The organism is Aeromonas sp. R9-2, assembly GCF_040908025.1.
In the GTDB taxonomy this organism is placed as follows: Bacteria; Pseudomonadota; Gammaproteobacteria; order Enterobacterales; family Aeromonadaceae; genus Aeromonas; species Aeromonas veronii.
Genome location: NZ_JBFOCX010000006.1, coordinates 1 through 17660 on the forward strand (window position 1 = coordinate 1; position 17660 = coordinate 17660).

The 17660-nt window shown below is 52.8% G+C and carries 15 protein-coding genes; 1 reads left to right on the forward strand and 14 read right to left on the reverse strand.

Annotation, left to right across the window (positions count from 1 at the left end; genetic code table 11):
• Nucleotides 1–257: 257 nt before the first annotated feature.
• From AB5Y71_RS01150 to AB5Y71_RS01175, 6 genes are read right to left on the reverse strand one after another with little or no spacing between them, the layout of a single operon-like run.
• Nucleotides 258–1436: a hypothetical protein gene (locus AB5Y71_RS01150; protein WP_167574090.1), complete on the reverse strand. Its 1179-nt coding sequence runs from the start codon at nucleotides 1434–1436 to the stop codon at nucleotides 258–260.
• A 2-nt stretch (nucleotides 1437–1438) separates the two neighbouring features.
• Nucleotides 1439–2101, reverse strand: coding sequence for a TonB family protein (locus AB5Y71_RS01155; protein ID WP_368170798.1), 663 nt, complete (start codon nucleotides 2099–2101; stop codon nucleotides 1439–1441).
• Nucleotides 2098–2499, reverse strand: coding sequence for a biopolymer transporter ExbD (locus AB5Y71_RS01160; RefSeq protein ID WP_005339369.1), 402 nt, complete (start codon nucleotides 2497–2499; stop codon nucleotides 2098–2100). Before AB5Y71_RS01160 ends, AB5Y71_RS01155 begins: the two co-directional genes overlap by 4 nt.
• The gene (locus AB5Y71_RS01165; RefSeq protein WP_005339367.1) at nucleotides 2496–3026 is read right to left on the reverse strand and encodes a MotA/TolQ/ExbB proton channel family protein; all 531 of its coding nucleotides are present in this window, start codon (nucleotides 3024–3026) and stop codon (nucleotides 2496–2498) included. Before AB5Y71_RS01165 ends, AB5Y71_RS01160 begins: the two co-directional genes overlap by 4 nt.
• Nucleotides 3023–4327, reverse strand: a complete 1305-nt coding sequence (locus tag AB5Y71_RS01170; protein WP_236368132.1) for a MotA/TolQ/ExbB proton channel family protein — start codon at nucleotides 4325–4327, stop codon at nucleotides 3023–3025. The genes AB5Y71_RS01165 and AB5Y71_RS01170 overlap by 4 nt, the downstream gene beginning before the upstream one ends.
• Nucleotides 4324–5085 carry a DUF3450 domain-containing protein gene (locus tag AB5Y71_RS01175; protein ID WP_236368131.1) on the reverse strand — a complete coding sequence of 254 codons (762 nt, stop codon included), beginning with the start codon at nucleotides 5083–5085 and terminating at the stop codon, nucleotides 4324–4326. Before AB5Y71_RS01175 ends, AB5Y71_RS01170 begins: the two co-directional genes overlap by 4 nt.
• Nucleotides 5086–5295: 210 nt before the next feature.
• On the opposite strand from AB5Y71_RS01175, the gene AB5Y71_RS01180 reads away from it, so the two are divergent.
• Nucleotides 5296–6072 (forward strand): LuxR family transcriptional regulator, encoded by a 777-nt coding sequence (locus AB5Y71_RS01180; RefSeq protein WP_005357256.1) that lies wholly within the window; start codon nucleotides 5296–5298, stop codon nucleotides 6070–6072.
• Between the two features lie 464 nt (nucleotides 6073–6536).
• Here AB5Y71_RS01180 and AB5Y71_RS01185 read toward each other — a convergent pair whose 3' ends face one another.
• The 8 genes from AB5Y71_RS01185 to glmS form a co-directional block, all read right to left on the reverse strand.
• Nucleotides 6537–7433: a GNAT family N-acetyltransferase gene (locus tag AB5Y71_RS01185; RefSeq protein ID WP_368170799.1), complete on the reverse strand. Its 897-nt coding sequence runs from the start codon at nucleotides 7431–7433 to the stop codon at nucleotides 6537–6539.
• Nucleotides 7434–7446: 13 nt separating this feature from the next.
• Complete coding sequence (locus AB5Y71_RS01190) at nucleotides 7447–7866, reverse strand: GNAT family N-acetyltransferase (protein ID WP_368170800.1); 420 nt, start codon at nucleotides 7864–7866, stop codon at nucleotides 7447–7449.
• Nucleotides 7867–7986: 120 nt separating this feature from the next.
• Nucleotides 7987–9585 (reverse strand): Tn7-like element transposition protein TnsE, encoded by a 1599-nt coding sequence (locus tag AB5Y71_RS01195; protein ID WP_368170801.1) that lies wholly within the window; start codon nucleotides 9583–9585, stop codon nucleotides 7987–7989.
• Nucleotides 9585–11090, reverse strand: coding sequence for a TnsD family Tn7-like transposition protein (locus tag AB5Y71_RS01200; RefSeq protein ID WP_368170802.1), 1506 nt, complete (start codon nucleotides 11088–11090; stop codon nucleotides 9585–9587). Before AB5Y71_RS01200 ends, AB5Y71_RS01195 begins: the two co-directional genes overlap by 1 nt.
• A 2-nt stretch (nucleotides 11091–11092) precedes the next feature.
• Entirely contained in the window at nucleotides 11093–12763 is a 1671-nt protein-coding gene (locus AB5Y71_RS01205; RefSeq protein ID WP_368170803.1) for an AAA family ATPase, read from the reverse strand.
• Nucleotides 12764–14848: a Mu transposase C-terminal domain-containing protein gene (locus AB5Y71_RS01210; RefSeq protein WP_368170804.1), complete on the reverse strand. Its 2085-nt coding sequence runs from the start codon at nucleotides 14846–14848 to the stop codon at nucleotides 12764–12766. It abuts the gene before it with no gap.
• On the reverse strand, nucleotides 14832–15686 hold the full coding sequence (locus tag AB5Y71_RS01215; RefSeq protein ID WP_368170805.1) for a TnsA endonuclease N-terminal domain-containing protein: 855 nt from the start codon (nucleotides 15684–15686) through the stop codon (nucleotides 14832–14834). The genes AB5Y71_RS01210 and AB5Y71_RS01215 overlap by 17 nt, the downstream gene beginning before the upstream one ends.
• A 117-nt stretch (nucleotides 15687–15803) precedes the next feature.
• The gene (glmS, locus tag AB5Y71_RS01220; RefSeq protein ID WP_139410403.1) at nucleotides 15804–17636 is read right to left on the reverse strand and encodes a glutamine--fructose-6-phosphate transaminase (isomerizing); all 1833 of its coding nucleotides are present in this window, start codon (nucleotides 17634–17636) and stop codon (nucleotides 15804–15806) included.
• Nucleotides 17637–17660 lie beyond the last annotated feature (24 nt).

Genomic DNA, 17660 nt, shown 5'->3' on the forward strand with positions numbered 1-17660 from the left:
TGTTAAAGAGCGTCACGCTTGTCGCGTTGAGGAGGCGCATATTACGCTTCTCACTTCGAAAGTCAAGCGATTGTTTTCGCTTTTCTTTCGGCGCCCACTTCGCTAGGAAGCTGGCTCATCAGTTCGGCGTGTTCTGCCGTGCTGGTAGGGGCGCATTATAGGGAGCCGCGCCGCGATGACAAGGGCTTTTTGCAAAAATGCGTTCGTTTGCTGAAAAAGCGAACTGAACGCCCCAAAACAGCCCCTTGGCACCTCTTTTACGCCGCTTTTTTGCTCAACTCTTCGCTTTGTGCCCGGATATAGTTGACCCAGCTGGTTGCCTTCTGTTGCCAGTTATCCTGTTGCTGCAGCTCACGGGCCAGTTCCAGCGCCTGGGCATACTGCTCCTTATTAAGGTGTGCCTGCACCAGCAACGCTTTGGCACGATTGCCTTGCTCGCCTTTTACCGACTTGATGGCGGCGAGCTGGGTCATGGCAGCATCTGTCTTGCCCTGTTGCAGTAGCAGTTCGGCGGCGCGCATGGCCGCTTTGGGCTGACCGTGCTGGTTGGCCAGCTGTTGCCAGCTATCGACCGCTTGTGACCACTCCCGGGCACCTTCCCACAATTGAGCCAGCAGTTGGCGATTTTCAGCACTTTGCTTCATCTGTCCCTTGGCCATAGCCGCTTCCAGCAGACGGGCCCCACGATAAGGCAGCCCTTGCCAGGCATAGAGACGGATCAGCTGATTGCGGGCAGACGCATCATCCATCAGTTTTCTGTCGATAGCTGTTTGCAACAGAGCCAACGCCTGATCGCCGCGTTTGGCGGAGAGGTTGAGCGACACCGCCTGCTGCCACCATTTGCTCTCTTTGGGTTCGTGGCTGATCAACTCGGCCGCCTGATCGGCAGCCACGCCATAACGTTGCTGAGCGGTGAGGGCGGAGAGACGAATAATGGCGGCCTGCTTCTGCCAACCCTTCTTCAACAACTGTTCGCTCTGGCTGGCGGCGTCACCGTACTGCTTGTTGTGGTAATAGAGGCCGGCCAGACGCAGGCGCAGCGCATCGTCTTGCTTGAGTGCCAGTGCCGCCTTGTAGCTGGCGATGGCGCCAGACCAGTTGGATTGCTGGGCCTGAATATCGCCGCGCAGCCGCAATAGCTGGAGCTGTTGCTGCTCGGGCCACTCTTTATAGGCAAGAGCCTGTTCGACATAACGGCTCGCCTGGGCGGTCTGTTGCAGATTGGCCGCCAGCGAGGCTTGCAACTGCGCCAGCCAGGCACGCTCGGCATCGCTATTTGGCTTGAGGCCGGACGCCTTGCTCTGGGCTTGTTGCCACTGACCGGACTGATAGAGCTTCATCACGGGTTCAAGCTGACGGGAGAAGTGAGGGCTGACCTCCATCGCCAGACAGGCTTGGCCGACCAGGGCCAGCAGACAGATCCAGATCCGCAACATAGTTATGACTCCAGTTTGAATTTGAGCGTGATGACTTGCACCAGCTTGTCGGTAGCGCCCGGTCTCGGCTGATAGCGCCACTTGTTGATCGCCTGAAGGGCCGCCCGCTCGAACTGACGCTTGGGCTTGGCCTCGACCACTTCCACATCCTGCACGCCACCTTCGGCATTCACGCTAAAGCGCAGGGTGACGAATCCTTCGATCCCTGACTGCTGGGCACGATAGGGGTAGACCGGCTCGATCCGTTTCAGCGGCATCAGCATGTCACCGGCGCCGATACCCGCTCCCTGCTGCTGGCCGTGGTAGTTGCCACTCAATACCGGTGCGGTACTGGTCGCCACGCCGGGGGCATAGACCTGCACCGCACTGAGGCTGGAGACCAGATCCAGACTCGGCTCAACGGCCGCCAAGGGGGCTGCAGCGGGCATCGGCAGCGGTGTCGAGGCCAATGCAGCGGGAGGCTCTGGCAGAGGCTCGGGTTCCTGCGGTACCGGACGCTCGCGCACCTGCACCTCGGTCACCTCGTTCTGCATATTGATGACAATGGGCTTCTGCTCGCTCGCCACCTTCTCGCCTCTGGGCGGTTCAACCAGCGTGGCCATAAACAGCAGGATGCCCAGACTGAGGGCAATCCCCAGCCCCAGGCTCATCAGCTTGTATTTCATTTCGGCGCCACCGCCACAGCGATATTGGCGATGCCTGCCGCCTTGGCCTCATCCATCACCCGCACCACCTTGCCATGGGGCACTCGCTCGTCGGCCTGGATCACCAGACTGGCATCGGGCTGCTCCGCCAGCAGACGGGCGATGGTGGCCTGTACCCGCTCTACATCGATCTGCTTGCGGTCGAGGAAGATCTGACCCTGAGCCCCGATCGCCAGCATGATGCTGGAAGATTTCTGCGCCTTGGCCTGACTGGCCTGGGGTCTGTGTACCTCGAGTCCGGCTTCGCGCACAAAGGAGGTGGTGACAATAAAGAAGATCAGCATGATGAACACGATATCCAGCATGGGGGTCATGTCGATCTGCACTTCGTCACGCTGGCGTTTGGATTGCCGTCTCATTGCATTACCTTCTCTTCTCGCAGGCCGTCCCGGGTCTTGGCCAGCGCACGCTTGGCCTGACTCTCGAGCCGACTGAGTAACAACACGCCGGAGAGCGCCACCACCATGCCTGCCATGGTGGGGATAGTGGCGCGGGAGATCCCGCCCGCCATGCTCTCCGGGTTAAAGCGGTTGGCCGCAGCCAACGCATCGAATACGCCGATCATGCCGGTCACAGTGCCCAGCAGCCCCAGCATGGGGCAGAGCACCACTAGGGTGCGGATGAAGATCAGATGACGGTTCAGTTCCAGCTCCGCCTGCGCCAGCCAGCGGCTGCGGATCGCCCGGGCGTGCCAACTGTGGCGCTCGCTGCGCGCCTGCCAGCGGCCGAGCAGCTGTTGCTGCAGCGGGCCGAAACCCAGATTGAGGTAGAGCAACCGCTCGATCATCAAAATCCACATCAGCACCAGCAGGGCCAGAATGACCCAGAGCACCGGGCCGCCACGGCCCATGAAGCTCTGCAGCTGTTGCCAGATGTCGAGCATCATGCTGCTCGCTCCATCCCGCCGTTATTGCTCTCGGCACGCTCCGCCAGAATGCCGGCTACCTGCTGCTCCAGCACATTGGAGAGCTCGGTGAAGCGGGATTGCAGCAGGCTGTGAGCCAGGATCAGCGGAATTGCCGCAACCAGACCCTGTACCGTGGTAACCAGCGCCATGGAGATGCCGCCCGCCATGATCTTGGGATCGCCGGTGCCAAACTGGGTGATGGCCTGGAAGGTGCCGATCATCCCGGTCACGGTACCGAGCAGACCCAGCATGGGGGCGATGGCCGCGATCACCTTGACCATGCCGATGCCGCGCTCCATGCGAGGGGTCTCCTGCAGGATCGCCTCATCAAGACGCAGCTCGAGGGTCTCCATGCTCAGCTCGGGGTGTTTGTCTGCCACCGTCAGCACCCGGCCGAGGGCGTTGTCGGCGTGATACTCGCCGCTCTTGAGCTGGCGGCGCACCCGACCCAGTTCGCGGGAGAGGCTCCACAGCCGTACCGCAGCGATACCCAAACCGATGGCGGCCAACAGCACGATAATGGCGCCGACCTGACCACCTTGTTGTACCTGCTGCCAGAAGGTGGGCGCCTGTGCCAGCATCGCCAGCAGAGTGCCATGCGAAGGATCCAGCGGCAGCGCTTCCCCTTCCTGACCCTGATAAGCCGCAACGGCAGAGAGCACGCTACCGGGCAGACCCAGTACCGGGCTCAAGCCTTCGGCGGTCGGTTGCAGGAAGCCTTCGCTCCCCAGCAGGGCAAAACTGCCAACCCGGGTCAGCGACTGCTCGCTGGCAGCCCCCTGGGCATCGAGCACCTTGCCGTTGAACTGAGCAATCCGGCCAGATTCGCGGATCTCCTGCAATAGAGTGGCGGGCAGCAGGGCGAGGGCGGCGCGATCCGGCACCTGTTTATCCTGTGCCATGGCTTTCAGCGGGGCGAGACGTTCCGGGTACTGGCCCTCGACGGCGGATTCGCTCAGCAGCTTGACTGCATCGCTGGCGCCCTGACGGGTGACCGCGAAGATCTCGTTCATATCGCCGGAGGCTTGCTCCCACTGGGCGTTAAGCTCGACCAGCTGCTTCTCGTTGCTGGCGAACTTGCCAGCCAGCTCCTTGCTCAGGCGCTGGGCCTCGGCCAATTTGGCGCGGGCAGTGCCGAGCTCCTTGGCTACGGTCGCCAGATCTTGCTGAGCCTGCTGTTCACGAGCCTGTTCCTGCTGCTGCCACTCATCGGCGACAGCGGCGTTGCTACCGCAGGAGAGGGCAATAAGGAGGGGGAACCACTTCATGGTGACTCTCATGATTGGGCCTCCTGACTGCGGCTGACAGATAGGGGGACATTGAGCAACTGGGGAACTTTCTTGTCGGCGGCCACATCCATCGCCTCGGCGATAGGGGAGAGCCACTGGCTGTCGAGAGCTTGCCACTGCTTCGCCTCGGCAGACCAGCGCCATGCCTGACTGCGATCGGCAGTCATTGCCAGCAGGGAGACCCGACCCAGCGCCAGCACATCGACCCGACGCGGAGCACCATCCAGCTCCAGCTCGGTGGAATAGCTATCCATCCGGCTGCCGTACTCGGCTTCAATCTGATAGGCCTGCAGCAGCTGACGGAATTTCTCTGCCTCGCTAACGTCTGCTCGGGCCAGGGTCGCTTTCAACTGTTCAACCCGCGCCAGCCGATCTCCCTTGCGCAGCGGGATGTCGTTTTGCACCAGCTGTTCCAGATCTGCCTGCATCTGCAACATCAGCGGGATCAAGCCCTGACGGGTCTCTTGCACCGCTTCCAGCTGCTGGCTCAATTTACCCAGCTCATTTTGCTGATCGGCCACCAGAGATTGCATGTAGCGGTTGTAGGCTTCGAGGTCGCGCAGTTGCAGCTGGGCATTTTGCAGCTCCAGTCGTGCGGCAACAGCGGCATCGGCGGCTTTTTCCACTCGCTGCTGGGAGGCTTTCCCGGCAGCTATGCTGTTCTTGAGGGCGGGAGCAACCAGCTCATCCCCGATGGCAGCAAAGTGGACTGACAGTGGCAGCAGGGCCACACCCCATAATTTGTTCATTGAAATACATCTTACTAATGATAACTATTATCATTATCTCAAATGCGGGGCGGACTGGCAACGAGAGGATTTTCTTGGCCTTTATGCACAAAAACAGGATAATTTTTAAGCACGCACGGAATAAGTGGCGCCAATAGCCACCGCACAAATATAAATAACGATAAAAAATCTTTTCGATCAGTGTGATAGAGATCGAAAAAGGAGAAAGTAATGCTCAACGATGCGATCTGGGAACATATCGACAAGTTCACCAAGGCAACAAAAACCAGCGATATCCAGCAACTGCTGGAGCGCTTCAGTCATCAAATGGGCTTTGATTACTTTCGGCTGCTGATTATTTTCCCCATCAGCATGCAAAAATCCCACGTGGCACTGTTCAACAACTGTCCGACCACCTGGTTTGACGCCTACAGCGAAAACCAGTATCTGACCCAGGATCCGGTGGTCTATCTGGGGCTGAAACAGACCCAGCCGATCTTCTGGAACAAGCTCGACTGCGACTCACCCTGGCTGCCCAGCGCCAGCCGCGACGTGATGAACCTGGCGGCCGATTTCGGGGTACGCAATGGCGTCTCCTTTCCGCTGCACACCCCGCAGGGGGAGCACGGCATCCTCTCATTCATCACCAAGGAGAAATCCAACTCCGATCTGATGTTTGAAAATGTTCCGCTGCTGTCATTCTGCGCCAGCTACATCTTCAACTCCGCACTGCAACTGATCAAAAGCAGACCGGATATGATGAAATACCTGACCGAACTGTCGGATCGGGAGAAGGAGTGCCTGTTCTGGGCCAGCGAGGGCAAGACCTCCTGGGAGATCGCCACCATCCTCGGCATCAGTGAGCGGACGGTCAACTTTCACCTGACCCAGGTGACCAACAAGACCGACTCAAAGAACCGCAGTCAGGCCATCGCCAAAGGGATCACCAGCGGCATCATAGTACCCTCCCTCGACGAGGTCACCATCACCAACCTGCGGCTGTCGTAACCCTCAGCAGCAACAAAAAGAGCCGCAATTGCGGCTCTTTTTCATTTCAGAAATGTAGGCGAGTAATAGAGTCTCATACCAGATCTGACGGTTGGCCAACGTTTCATAGTTTTGAACATCCATCTTGGAGGTAATAGTATCATACCAACTGGCGAGATCTACCCCCATTGGGTCACGCCCAAGAACAATAAAGTGTCATACCAACCTGTTTTATTGTTCCCTGACCCCATTTAACAGAGCGTTTCATTATGCGCAGTCTGTCAGCCCTGTAGATAGAACAAAGGAGCCAGAGGCAGGGCGTCCGCATGAGTGTTTGAAATTCGAGCAAAACGCAGCAAGCACGTGTCGTTGTAAAATTCAGCAAACTGGATCTTACCATGATCGAACATTAAACAAACTTCAAGTGCTCACTAGTCGCTCACATGCATTCATCTATCGTTCATAATCTTGCCCTGGCACCTTCCCTAAGCATGGGACAACAGAGGGAGCATCATTTTATTATCGAAAAACATATTTTCCTTATATTTTAAAACAAAAAGCTGGTCTTCATTTTCAAGCACTCTACACTGGCAGTCGGTTGTATCTTTAGGCATAAACCCAAATGAAACCATTTTTGTGCCAAGCATTGACGCTGATTTTATAATATCATGCAGATTGCCTTCATCATCGCAAAATATATCATAGCAGAGCATTTCCTCACCCTTGAATGAAGCAATAACCACTGCTTTCAGTAGCTCTGAATAAAAAACTTGTTGTTCCGGTACTTCTCCATAAAAAGTGCAATCTCTAAAATATCCAGCACAAGAAATTACAGCCAATCCAAAGTTATCAAGCATTGGTCTTTGCGAAAATGGGTTGCCCTTGTTGTAATAAACTTCTAAAAGGTCTATGTTAACTTTGTCACTCATATCAAGTTCTACAAAACCATACGGTTTTGGAGCGATCTGCATTGTATATTGATATTCAGTTGCAGTAACAAACCCGAATTTGGGGTAAAAATCCAGTACAGTATTATTACCATAAAGGTAAATGCCATCACAGTTATTATTAAAATCTTTGAAAAGTTCATCCATTAATTTTCGGCTTAACCCCATATTTCTATACTTTGGGTCTGTCATTACAGTGCCAATTTGTATATACAGCTTAGGCTTACCATCCACAATTGTGTGAATTTTACTTGCAGATACATTTGCTACTGCTTTTTCATCATCAAAATAGGTATATGTGAAATATTTATCCCTCCAGTAACCACTGTCATACCATTTTTCAAAGGATAAACCAAACACCTTGACAGCAAGATCGTTGAAGGCTAAAAAGTCGTTTTTAGAATTTTTTATGTTTTTCTTTAATTTATAGCTCATGCATTTCATTCCACTACACAAAAAACTTGACATAAAAATATTTATCAAGCTTTGGGTTTGTCTTATTTCTTCTTATAAATTCAAGCGTGAAACCACATTTTTCATAAAATCTTGGTGCCTGAAAACAATTGGTTACTAAATTTATATTGTTAAATCCTTTGCCTGTGAAGTTATCTTCAACAGTTTGAAGTAACTTGCGACCGACACCTTTTGCTCTTTCTTGTTCTTTTACCACAATCCCATCAATATATACTTCTGCATAGCAAGCAAACCCGCTTATTACACCTAAAACCTCCTCGTTTTCTTTTGCTACAAAGTGGAAAGGGGCATAGTTGAAATCAACGCCATTTGCGATTTCATAATTTTCATTTTCCACTTCTGTAAATGCTTTTTCGTCCTCATTAAGTTCTTTTTTTAGTCTTATATCCATCATTGACTTCTCCTAAAACAATCTACCAATTATATACTTTTGTGATTGCTGAAGAAGGTGCGAACAAGTATATCGCACCTTCCTTAGCGTAGATGGTTCAGCTAATCGTGGTTAACATATCCATTAGATTGATGACATCCAACTATGAAACCTTGCTGCCCAATGCTCTATCGACCCCTCAGGCAACTTGCCCTTATCCAGCGATTTAGTCTGCGGATGAGGAATGCCGGAATAACCATCCTTACCACACAGCTCCTTCAGCCGCTTGCTTGGCCAGTGCAGTGATTTCTGGGTTAACTCTTCTTCCAATAATCTAAGCTGCTCCTGCCACCCCTGCTGCGATGTCAGCCTCAATAATTGGGTTGATAGGGAGCATATCCCATCTGAGGTATCTACTTCAAGGATATGAAAAATCCGGTTCTGCGACTCTATTTCGACAACAGCCAGGCATCTGGGATTACCATCCAGAAGCAGATGCCGGTTGCATCGATAAAGCTTGGGTAACTTGCGCAGTTGCTTGGATCTAATCACGCAACCATGAGCTGTGACCAACTGATCCAGCATTGTCCCAAAGCAATCAAACTTGTTGGCGTAGAGGTGCAGATCATCGGTTTCATCCGATTCGGCAGTCCACTCGGCGCGAGGCAGCACACCACCAACAACTGACTCTTCGGTACTGACATCGGCTGAAGCCAGAGATCCTAACTCTTCATCAGCCTTGCCCTTTGCGCCCTCCTGCTTTTTCTCGGCAACCTTGCGTGTATTGAAGGCCTTGGAAAACTCAAAGACTACGGCTGGCGCCCGTAATAACACTGGTGAGGTATCCGCGTTGGCTTCCACACCATCATGCACCGAATGAATATGAGGACGTTCACCTACCAAGCGCACCGAGCCTTCCCCCTCCCCACGTACATACTCCCGCAGCTTGGGATGGAAAAACTGGACCTCATCTGGGATAGCAGCCTTGATATTTTTCAGACTGGAAATCTCGTAAACCAGCATACTTCTGGTTTGTTTATCAAACCGGCCCCTGACCTCAAAAGAGACGGATGGCAGAGGCGGGGGAGTAAACTCGAACTCCCATTGCCGATATCCCCCTTTCTCATAACCGTTCAGCTTCTGATAGTGACCGATGCTCTCGTAGGAGGCTCGGGCGTCGTGGTCGATCAAGATCCAACTCAATAGGCGCCGCGACTCATAGTCATCAAGAGACTTGAGCGGATAGCTGGAGGAAGGCAACACATTCACTCGGGCAACATCGGGACTGACGTGTTCAATCGAAAACTCACTTCTCAGACAATCCGGATCCAACGCTGAACGAGAGAGGTAACCATCATGCAGCAACAACGCTCGCGCCAATTCCAGTTGGGGAAGATAAATCTCTATGTCATTGGCAAGAAAACAGAAACAGTGTTGGCGCTTGTCCATAGCACGAACGACTGACGCAACCGGGTAATCACTCAGTTTCTTTCTTTGCCAAGTTTCCGTGTTATCGATAGTAAAAACGAGATGATACCCTGCAGGCTTATGATCCTGAGTCGGGTTCAATACTCGCTTACGGGCTAGAACCGGGATATTCGAGAGCCTCAATGAAGCAGTTTCTGCCTTGAGAGATAGATCCAGATTGATTCCCCATTGGGAGTTATCAATCCGTCGAAAAAGCGAACCAATCGCCAAGATAGTGGTATCGTCAGATACCTTTTCAAAACGAATATCCTGCATCAGTCCCCCAACACATCTCGCAATAGGTCATCAGCCAGCGAGGTTAATCGCTCATCACTCAAGCCAGCTAAACGAAGAAGTCGCCACCGGCACAATGAATGCCCACTCTGCACCAGTGATCTGGCAGAAAGAGCCAAACGACGAATCTGATAATCTGCTATATCTTCACAATATCGCTGTAAAAACAAGCTTGTAAGTGGCATTTTTCTGAGGTTCTTCTCAATCATCGCGCTTGATGAAAGCTTTGATAGAAACCATCGCCTAGATAGCCGGGGGCAATCTAAACTCAGCTCATGCACATTGAGGATTTTGAGTAACTGGCGGCAAGTTACACGGTCCTTTTGTGGCCAATTGACCCGCTGATTTTCTCTAACACTGCTCTGGTGGTTCTGCCTGTTAAACTCCAGAAGCCAACGACGATCATGACGGTACAGCCAAGCATATAACGCCTGATGAGATAAACGGGCCTGCTTCACCCCATGGCTTTCCAGCAACAACTGCCATCTGGTTCGATACTCTGCCGATTGGCATATTTTTCCGTCCTGTGGGCAGGAATGGAAAGCATAAATGCCATTTGGAATGCTCTGCACCTCTCCCAGCACTGTGGCCATGTTCCAATACTCAGGCAACAGGCTATCCAGGACAACAATATGTTCCAGATAGCTGAAAGATTTTCGGTGCTTGCGAAAGATAGCCTGCAACCAATTACCCGAATCGTTATTAAGCATCAATCCATGCTGCTCTAACCAATCAGCCGGCCAGCGAGCCATTACAAGCTCATGGATCGTTTGATGATTTACATGCCTCGCCTTGGCACAACCCACCTGATTGGCGAGCTGATGGTAAAAAGCACTCCATTGAGAAAACGAGGGCGATGTATCAGGTTGCCGTTGCAACAAAGAAATCACTTGGCGAGTAATCCGGAAGGCACGCTCATCCGATAAAGGCTGGGGCAGTAGGGGACAAACTAACGGGGAGGCGGCAACAAACTGGTGGCGATGGTAAGCATGGCGCTCAATATTTGCCTCCAGTAAACCACCATGCACCAGACAACAATCAGCCCCCATCACCTGCCATTGCCGTTGCCAGTAGTATTCGCCATGGCCGCTGCGCTGATTTTGCAAACATTGCGGACAGTAGCGCAGGGTGTGGGACTGTTTAATTCGGGATGCCGCTACCCCCAGAATCAGATGAATGGCACCTTGAGAATCCCCGGCCATCTGCTCAAGACAGTGACGCCTGCGCTCTTCAGTGGTAAATGGGGCATACAGAGGAAATAGCGTGTGCCGATAAGCCAAACAAGCGACATCGAGCCCCATACTCTCCGGTAATAATTGGACCAGAGGGGCCAGATGATTGGGCAGATCAACCGTTGCAATGACATGCCGGTTTGCAAAAACCTCATCCAGCAACTGCTTGGGGCTGGTTAACCCCAGGTGTATTCCGGCTCTGGCCACCAAGCTGTAAATCAGCTCATCAGGATAGGGAACCGGAAAGTTCAGCATGGCTAACCCATCCTTCTCAACCAATCATCCACATCGAAGGTGAGCCCAGCTTTCTTGAATGCAGGGTAGAGGAGGTTGCCCTTGCCACACTGGGAAAATTTGAAACGCAGGTCATCAGAGTGCAGCGTGTGCCACTCCTTCTGCCGAATGCCAGCAAGCTTGGGCTTAGTCTTTTTCTCTGGCTTTTCATCCGGGTTGTACCAATCAAGAACAATCGGCATCAACTCTCTGACGGACAGATTGGGATAGGAGCCAAAAGCGCGTTCAATTAAGGGCACAATCAGTTCAGAATGACAGTCCATCCCCACAAGCAGGTTATGCAAACGGATGGCCTGCTCATTGCCGCCATAGCGGTTCTGATGTGAATCCTGAGAGGCTTTTGCCTCATCAATCTTGGCACTCAGCGCCAGGATCTTTTTGTCTATATCAGGGATGCTCAGATCCGAATATCTGGCGATTAACTCAGGATCTCTGGAGCGTAACGCTGCCAACATGGCATGAACTGGCTTGAGCTCATCCTCGTAAACCTGTCGCAACAACTGAGGGGTGATCCGTTCAATACGGGTGGCAATGGCTCGTAACTGGGCAAGAACAAAGAGTTTTACCACTATGTCCAGCACCCCCTGGGACAGATCAAACCAGCAATCCCGAACCTCATCGGACAAGCGTTCCTCTCGTCGTTGCAGCCATTGGAACTGCCAAAGCTTATCGGTGAAGGCCATCCACTCTGTGGGTTTGAGCTGGTTGGTGTCCGGATACACACTGGGCTTGGTTGCCTGCATCGGCTCCCAGAGCAATGACCCCAAACCGGCTCCGCGCCTTGCCGATCTCAAATCCATTTCAAAGATAGGTCTCGCCTTGGGTGTGCCAACCATGACAACAGGCAAGCCGATCACATTCACCAATGTGACAAAGAAGTTGAGCATCTTCTCCACCCCACCGGAGCGGCTCATGCTCAGATGCTGAATCTCATCGATGACCAGCACCCCAATTGCATGCACGTTAGCAATTTGGCTCATCAGGGCCATCAGTGTCTCAACACTATGGCGCTTGAGTGCATACTTGCGTTCATAGTCAGTATGCAGCACCGCATCGATAGCCCTGAAGAAGTGATGACACAGGCTTTTCAGTGAACCATCATGGGGGCAATCCAGCTTCAGGTAGACGATCTGAGTAAAGTTGTATTGCTCGTGGTAGATCACCTGAGGGTAGGTTGCCAATATCCGGTTGATAGTGCTGCTTTTTCCGGATCCAGAGCACCCGATCAGAGACAGGCTGCGAGCGGTCGATTTAACCTGCTCGAACCGAAAAACATCCAGCTCGCCAGACATTACCCGCTCATAACCATTTTGCAGATGTGCATTCAAAGAACCATCACTAAGATTACGTCCAACATATCCCTGCCGGATCATAATGGATAACTTTGACTCCAACTGTAAGTGGCGGCTTATCGGTTGGAAAAAGTCATCCAGTAACTGGGATATCACATGAACACGCCAAGGGCCGTCTACATAGATATCCTTTGGATCAAACTTGATGGAGCCGCTTAACCCCTGCTTTATCTGCTGTGTGGTCATGATTGGTGGCAACGCCTCTATCAGAGGATTGCCACGGTACTGTTCTATGCCTGGGTCGTTGTATACGGCTTTGGCCATATTGGCTGGTAATACCATCTAGTCATCCTTGAAGAGCTCATCGATATAATCCGGATACTTATAGTCATCGGTACTTGGGGAAAGAGGTATCACGGTTGCAGGCACTGCTGATGGCTCGGACGTTGTAACCGGCTCGGCGCGTTTTCTCTCCTCGTCCTTCGCCTTGGCTCGATTACCCCTAATAGCGGCAATCCGCTGACGATCTGACGCTTCTGGTGAATCTTCAGCTTGCACGTGGGCTTTTGCTTGCTTAATTTTTGAGTCAATCAGGTCATCAACTTTTCGCTTCTCACGATCAGCAACCAGCTTACCCTCCGCCACAACGACCTTCTGTTGTTTGGTTATTAACCATACATCCCAGAAAGAACAACCGCGGAACTCTCGGGCACGATCGGTTAATCCACATACCCAATATTCAGCGCTGTTTTGTCGAGGAAGCAAATAGACAACATCAGCAACAGCTGGATCATAAGCAACCTCCACTGATTCTGGCCTAGAGACATCCTTGCCCCTATGCAACCACCCCATTTTGAGTATTTCTTGGCAGGTGTAATACACACCAAAGACGCGGAGCCCCAGAGGTGAGATAGTCGCCAGAGTTCTCGGCAGCAAACTAACCCGGAGAGCATCCTCCGGAACCATACGTAACCGCCCAGACCTATGCTGCAATCCCCAGTTCCAAAGCGATAATGGCGTCATAGGCAAATCGGTAGGCATATCGATATCGCGATCATAGGTTGCAAGCACGTGGTATCGGTTGTGAAACAAGATGGCTGACAGAATGATGGATGTGAACTCATGGATATTAAGCATCGCATCCAACCGGTAATCCTTTCCTCCCCGTTTCTTTATTGTGGTGCCAGACACAACTCCGGGAGCGAAAGGTTTGAATACCGCCTGTATGGTTCTGAAAAAACGCTCGACTATGCCTTTGCAATCACCTCTAAAAGGGGGGGTATTCTCAATCCGGGTAGAGAAGCTTTTTTCCAGAGATTCGATCTGGCAACCCAGCAATTCGCCCCGATCAGCTAATATGGCATCTGGGATACCTGCAACCGGCCAGTCAGATTCATCAATCTCTATACCAAACTGTTGGCAAAACTTGATCTTGTCAGTCATGGCCATCGACAGAGTCTGCATTGCTGCCACATAGGAGGGATTCTCAAAACCGATGTAAAAACCGGCTACCATGCGGCTAAACACATCAATGACCATATAGACAATAGGCCGACCCACAATGTTTTGTCGGTCGCTATCGGAAACCAGATAGATATCGGCTATCGTTGCATCAATCTCATATCGGGACCCGGGGCCGAGGGCTTGCGTGTTCGCTGTTGCCCGTAATGGCTTGATATCCTTGTTGTAATCTATCTTGCTGATTCTCTTCTGTAGTTTTTCAACCTGGGAGTATTCCCTCTTGAAGAAGTGTTTCATCTGCCAAATAGTAGGAAACTCCGATTCTGGAACACTTGGGTTATAGTTTTGATACATCCCCTTGAAACGATTGTGAGTTTCAACGAACGATTTACCATTGTTGATCAGATAGTGTTTTTCTATAGCAGTACGAAAAAGTCGTTCTATATGCTCATCAACGACGACTCCGGCCCCCGCTACCATCTGTCTTGGACGACCAAGTTTTCCACCCTTTGAAACCCTCTTCTTTCCCCTCGCGCCTGAGTTTTTATAATCCGGCAAAAGAGCATTCGGCGTCTGCCCCCGCTGCCAATAACGACGGACTAACCGGTAAAGAGTCTGTTTTGTTGATCTTTGAGTGGAGACAATCTCATTTACCGCTCTTGTTCTGGCCCTGGGAAAAAGACATTCTGGATTGGTTATCAGCGGTTGGATAAGCTGGTAATTCTTATCACGCAGCTCTCTTGCCTTTGTTCCCTCATCGGGCTGTGCGTAGTAAAGCTTGGTATAGGGGTCTTCGCTCCGTTGCAGTACTTCATTATCGATAGCATCCAGCAATACCTGTCGAGAGATCAGTGAAGGAAAAGCCGACTCGTCATCCAGAGAAATCCAGACTATTTCATCCTGCTGTTCAGCCAGAATGCGGTAGGTCACACCTTCAACACAGATAACCTCATTGATTCGAAACACATAACGCTCCTGACATCGCCTCAATATTTTCTAACTGCAAATCCCCGGCTTTCAACTTGGTCACAGGTGTCAAAATGTCGAACAGGAAACAGCGCTGAGCCAGTAGCTGCCTAATCTCCAATAATGATTGCCCTATGGGTTGCTGATAGGCCGTATCCAGCTGTTTGGCCACCTCAATTACGCTTCTCCTTGGAGCATTCTGAAAGTGATGCTGATAAAACGCAGCTCGCGCCATCAGGACCTCAATCTCTATCTCATCCCGTTGTGCCGGATAGAGCCAACTGATGTTTTGCGTAACCACGCCGGGAATGTCCTTCTCCGTGATCAGCCACCAGGGAACACCTTTTTGTAACCAATAGCGGCGTTCCAGTTCCAATTTTTCAATGGTTCTGGCATCACTCAGTGCCTCTGCATACTTGGCTTGCAATGCAAATTTTGGCTGGCTGGCGTTAGTGGTGTTGACGAGGAAATCTGAACTCATCACTTGCAGAACGCCGCGAACGGATGGGTGACCTATCCCGGACTCCAAAGCCAAGGCCTTGGTATCTTCCAATCGAAGAGGAAATTGCTCACGAATATCTACAGTTGAACGATTCCACTCCAAAAGCAGGAATACAGCCAATTCCAGATCTGACAACAAGTGGTGGGTTCGTTGGGATTTATGGCCAAATACACGATGTGAACGCCCTTGAGAGGATAGGTCCCTGACAGTTAGCCATGGTTTGTAATCAGAACCGTGACCACTACCTCGCCCCTCACGTAGCCACTTCTGACTCTGCAACTCGGTGTTGACGTACTTTTTCCCAGCCATGAAAAAACCGCCCAGCCATTGGCTCATAAATTGAGCTTAGCTAGGGCGGCCTTAGTATGCAACTTTATTACTTAGTGTGATTCTTTATTACTTGGTATGAATCTTTATTACTCCCATACAAGAAAGTGACTTATCAAAAGTGACTTACTCGACGGTCACCGATTTTGCCAGGTTGCGCGGCTGGTCGACGTCAGTCCCCTTGATCAGGGCAACGTGATAGGAGAGCAGCTGCAGCGGCACGGTATAGACGATGGGGGCGATCATCTCTTCCACATGGTTGAGGTTCATGACCCGCATGGTCTCGTCGCTCTTGAAGCCGGTATCGGCATCAGCAAACACGTAGAGGATACCGCCACGGGCGCGCACCTCTTCCACGTTGGACTTGAGCTTCTCCAGCAGATCGTTGTTCGGCGCCACCACAATGATGGGCATTTCGGCATCGATCAGCGCCAGCGGGCCGTGCTTCAGTTCGCCAGCGGCGTAAGCTTCGGCGTGGATGTAGGAGATCTCTTTGAGCTTGAGCGCCCCTTCCATGGCGATGGGGTACTGGCTGCCACGGCCGAGGAACAGGCTGTGCTGCTTGTCGGCAAACTCTTCGGCCAGGGTTTCGATATCCTTGGCCAGTGCCAGGCTCTCTTTAATACGCAGCGGCAGGGCTTGCAGCGCCTTGACCAGTTCGGCTTCGGCGGCGGCGCTCAGGTGGCCACGGCAGTGACCGACCGAGGCCACCAGCATCAGCAGGCCAGCCAGCTGGGTGGTGAACGCCTTGGTGGAGGCCACACCAATTTCTGCCCCCGCGCGGGTCATAAAAGCCAGATCCGATTCACGCACCAGCGAGGAGCCCGGCACGTTGCAGATAGCCAGCGAGCTCATGTAGCCGGATTCCTTGGCCAGACGCAGCGCCGCCAGGGTATCGGCAGTCTCGCCGCTCTGGGAGAGGGTCACCAGCAGGCTGTTGGGGCGCACTACCGATTTGCGATAGCGGAACTCGGAGGCGATCTCCACATCGCAGGAGACACCAGCGATCTCTTCGAACCAGTAGCGAGCCACCATGCCGGAGTGGTAGGAGGTGCCGCAGGCGACGATCTGCACGTGCTCGACCTTGTCAAAGATGGCGCGAGCGCCGTTGCCGAACGATTCGACCACCACGTGATCGCTGCCCAGACGCCCTTCCAGGGTGTTGGTGATCGCTTTGGGTTGCTCGTGGATCTCTTTGAGCATGTAGTGACGGTATTCGCCCTTGTCACCGGCATCGTGGGAGAGTTCGGACTCCTGCTCTTCGCGCACCACGGCGTTGCCGTTGGTATCGAAGATATGCACATCGCGACGGGTCACTTCGGCCACATCACCCTCTTCCAGGAAGATGAAACGGCGGGTCACCGGCAGCAGCGCCATCTGGTCGGAGGCGATAAAGTTCTCGCCGATACCGCGGCCGATCACCAGCGGTGAACCGGAACGGGCAACCACCACGCGGCTGTCGTCGCGGCTGTCCATCACCACGGTACCGTAGGCTCCGCGCAGCTGCTTCACCGCAGTCTGCATGGCGGCCAGCAGGCTGCCGGCGCTCTTCAGCTCGTGATGGACCAGATGAGCAATCACCTCGGTATCGGTGTCGGAGCTGAACACATAGCCCAGCGCCTTCAACTCTTCCCGCAGCTCTTCGTGGTTCTCGATGATGCCGTTGTGCACCACCACGATATGCTCGGAAACGTGAGGGTGAGCATTGCGCTCGGAAGGCTCGCCGTGAGTGGCCCAGCGGGTATGAGCGATGCCGGTACCACCATGGACGGACTGCTCGTCGAGCGCCTTGGCCAGCTCGGCCACCTTGCCCAGACGGCGAACCCGCTGCAACGGCTGGTTGGCGCTGAACACGGCCACACCGGCTGAGTCATAACCGCGGTACTCCAGACGGCGCAGGCCCTCTACCAGAATTTCAGCCACATCACGTTGGGCAACAGCCCCGACGATGCCACACATACACTTCTCCTTGAGATGCAAATC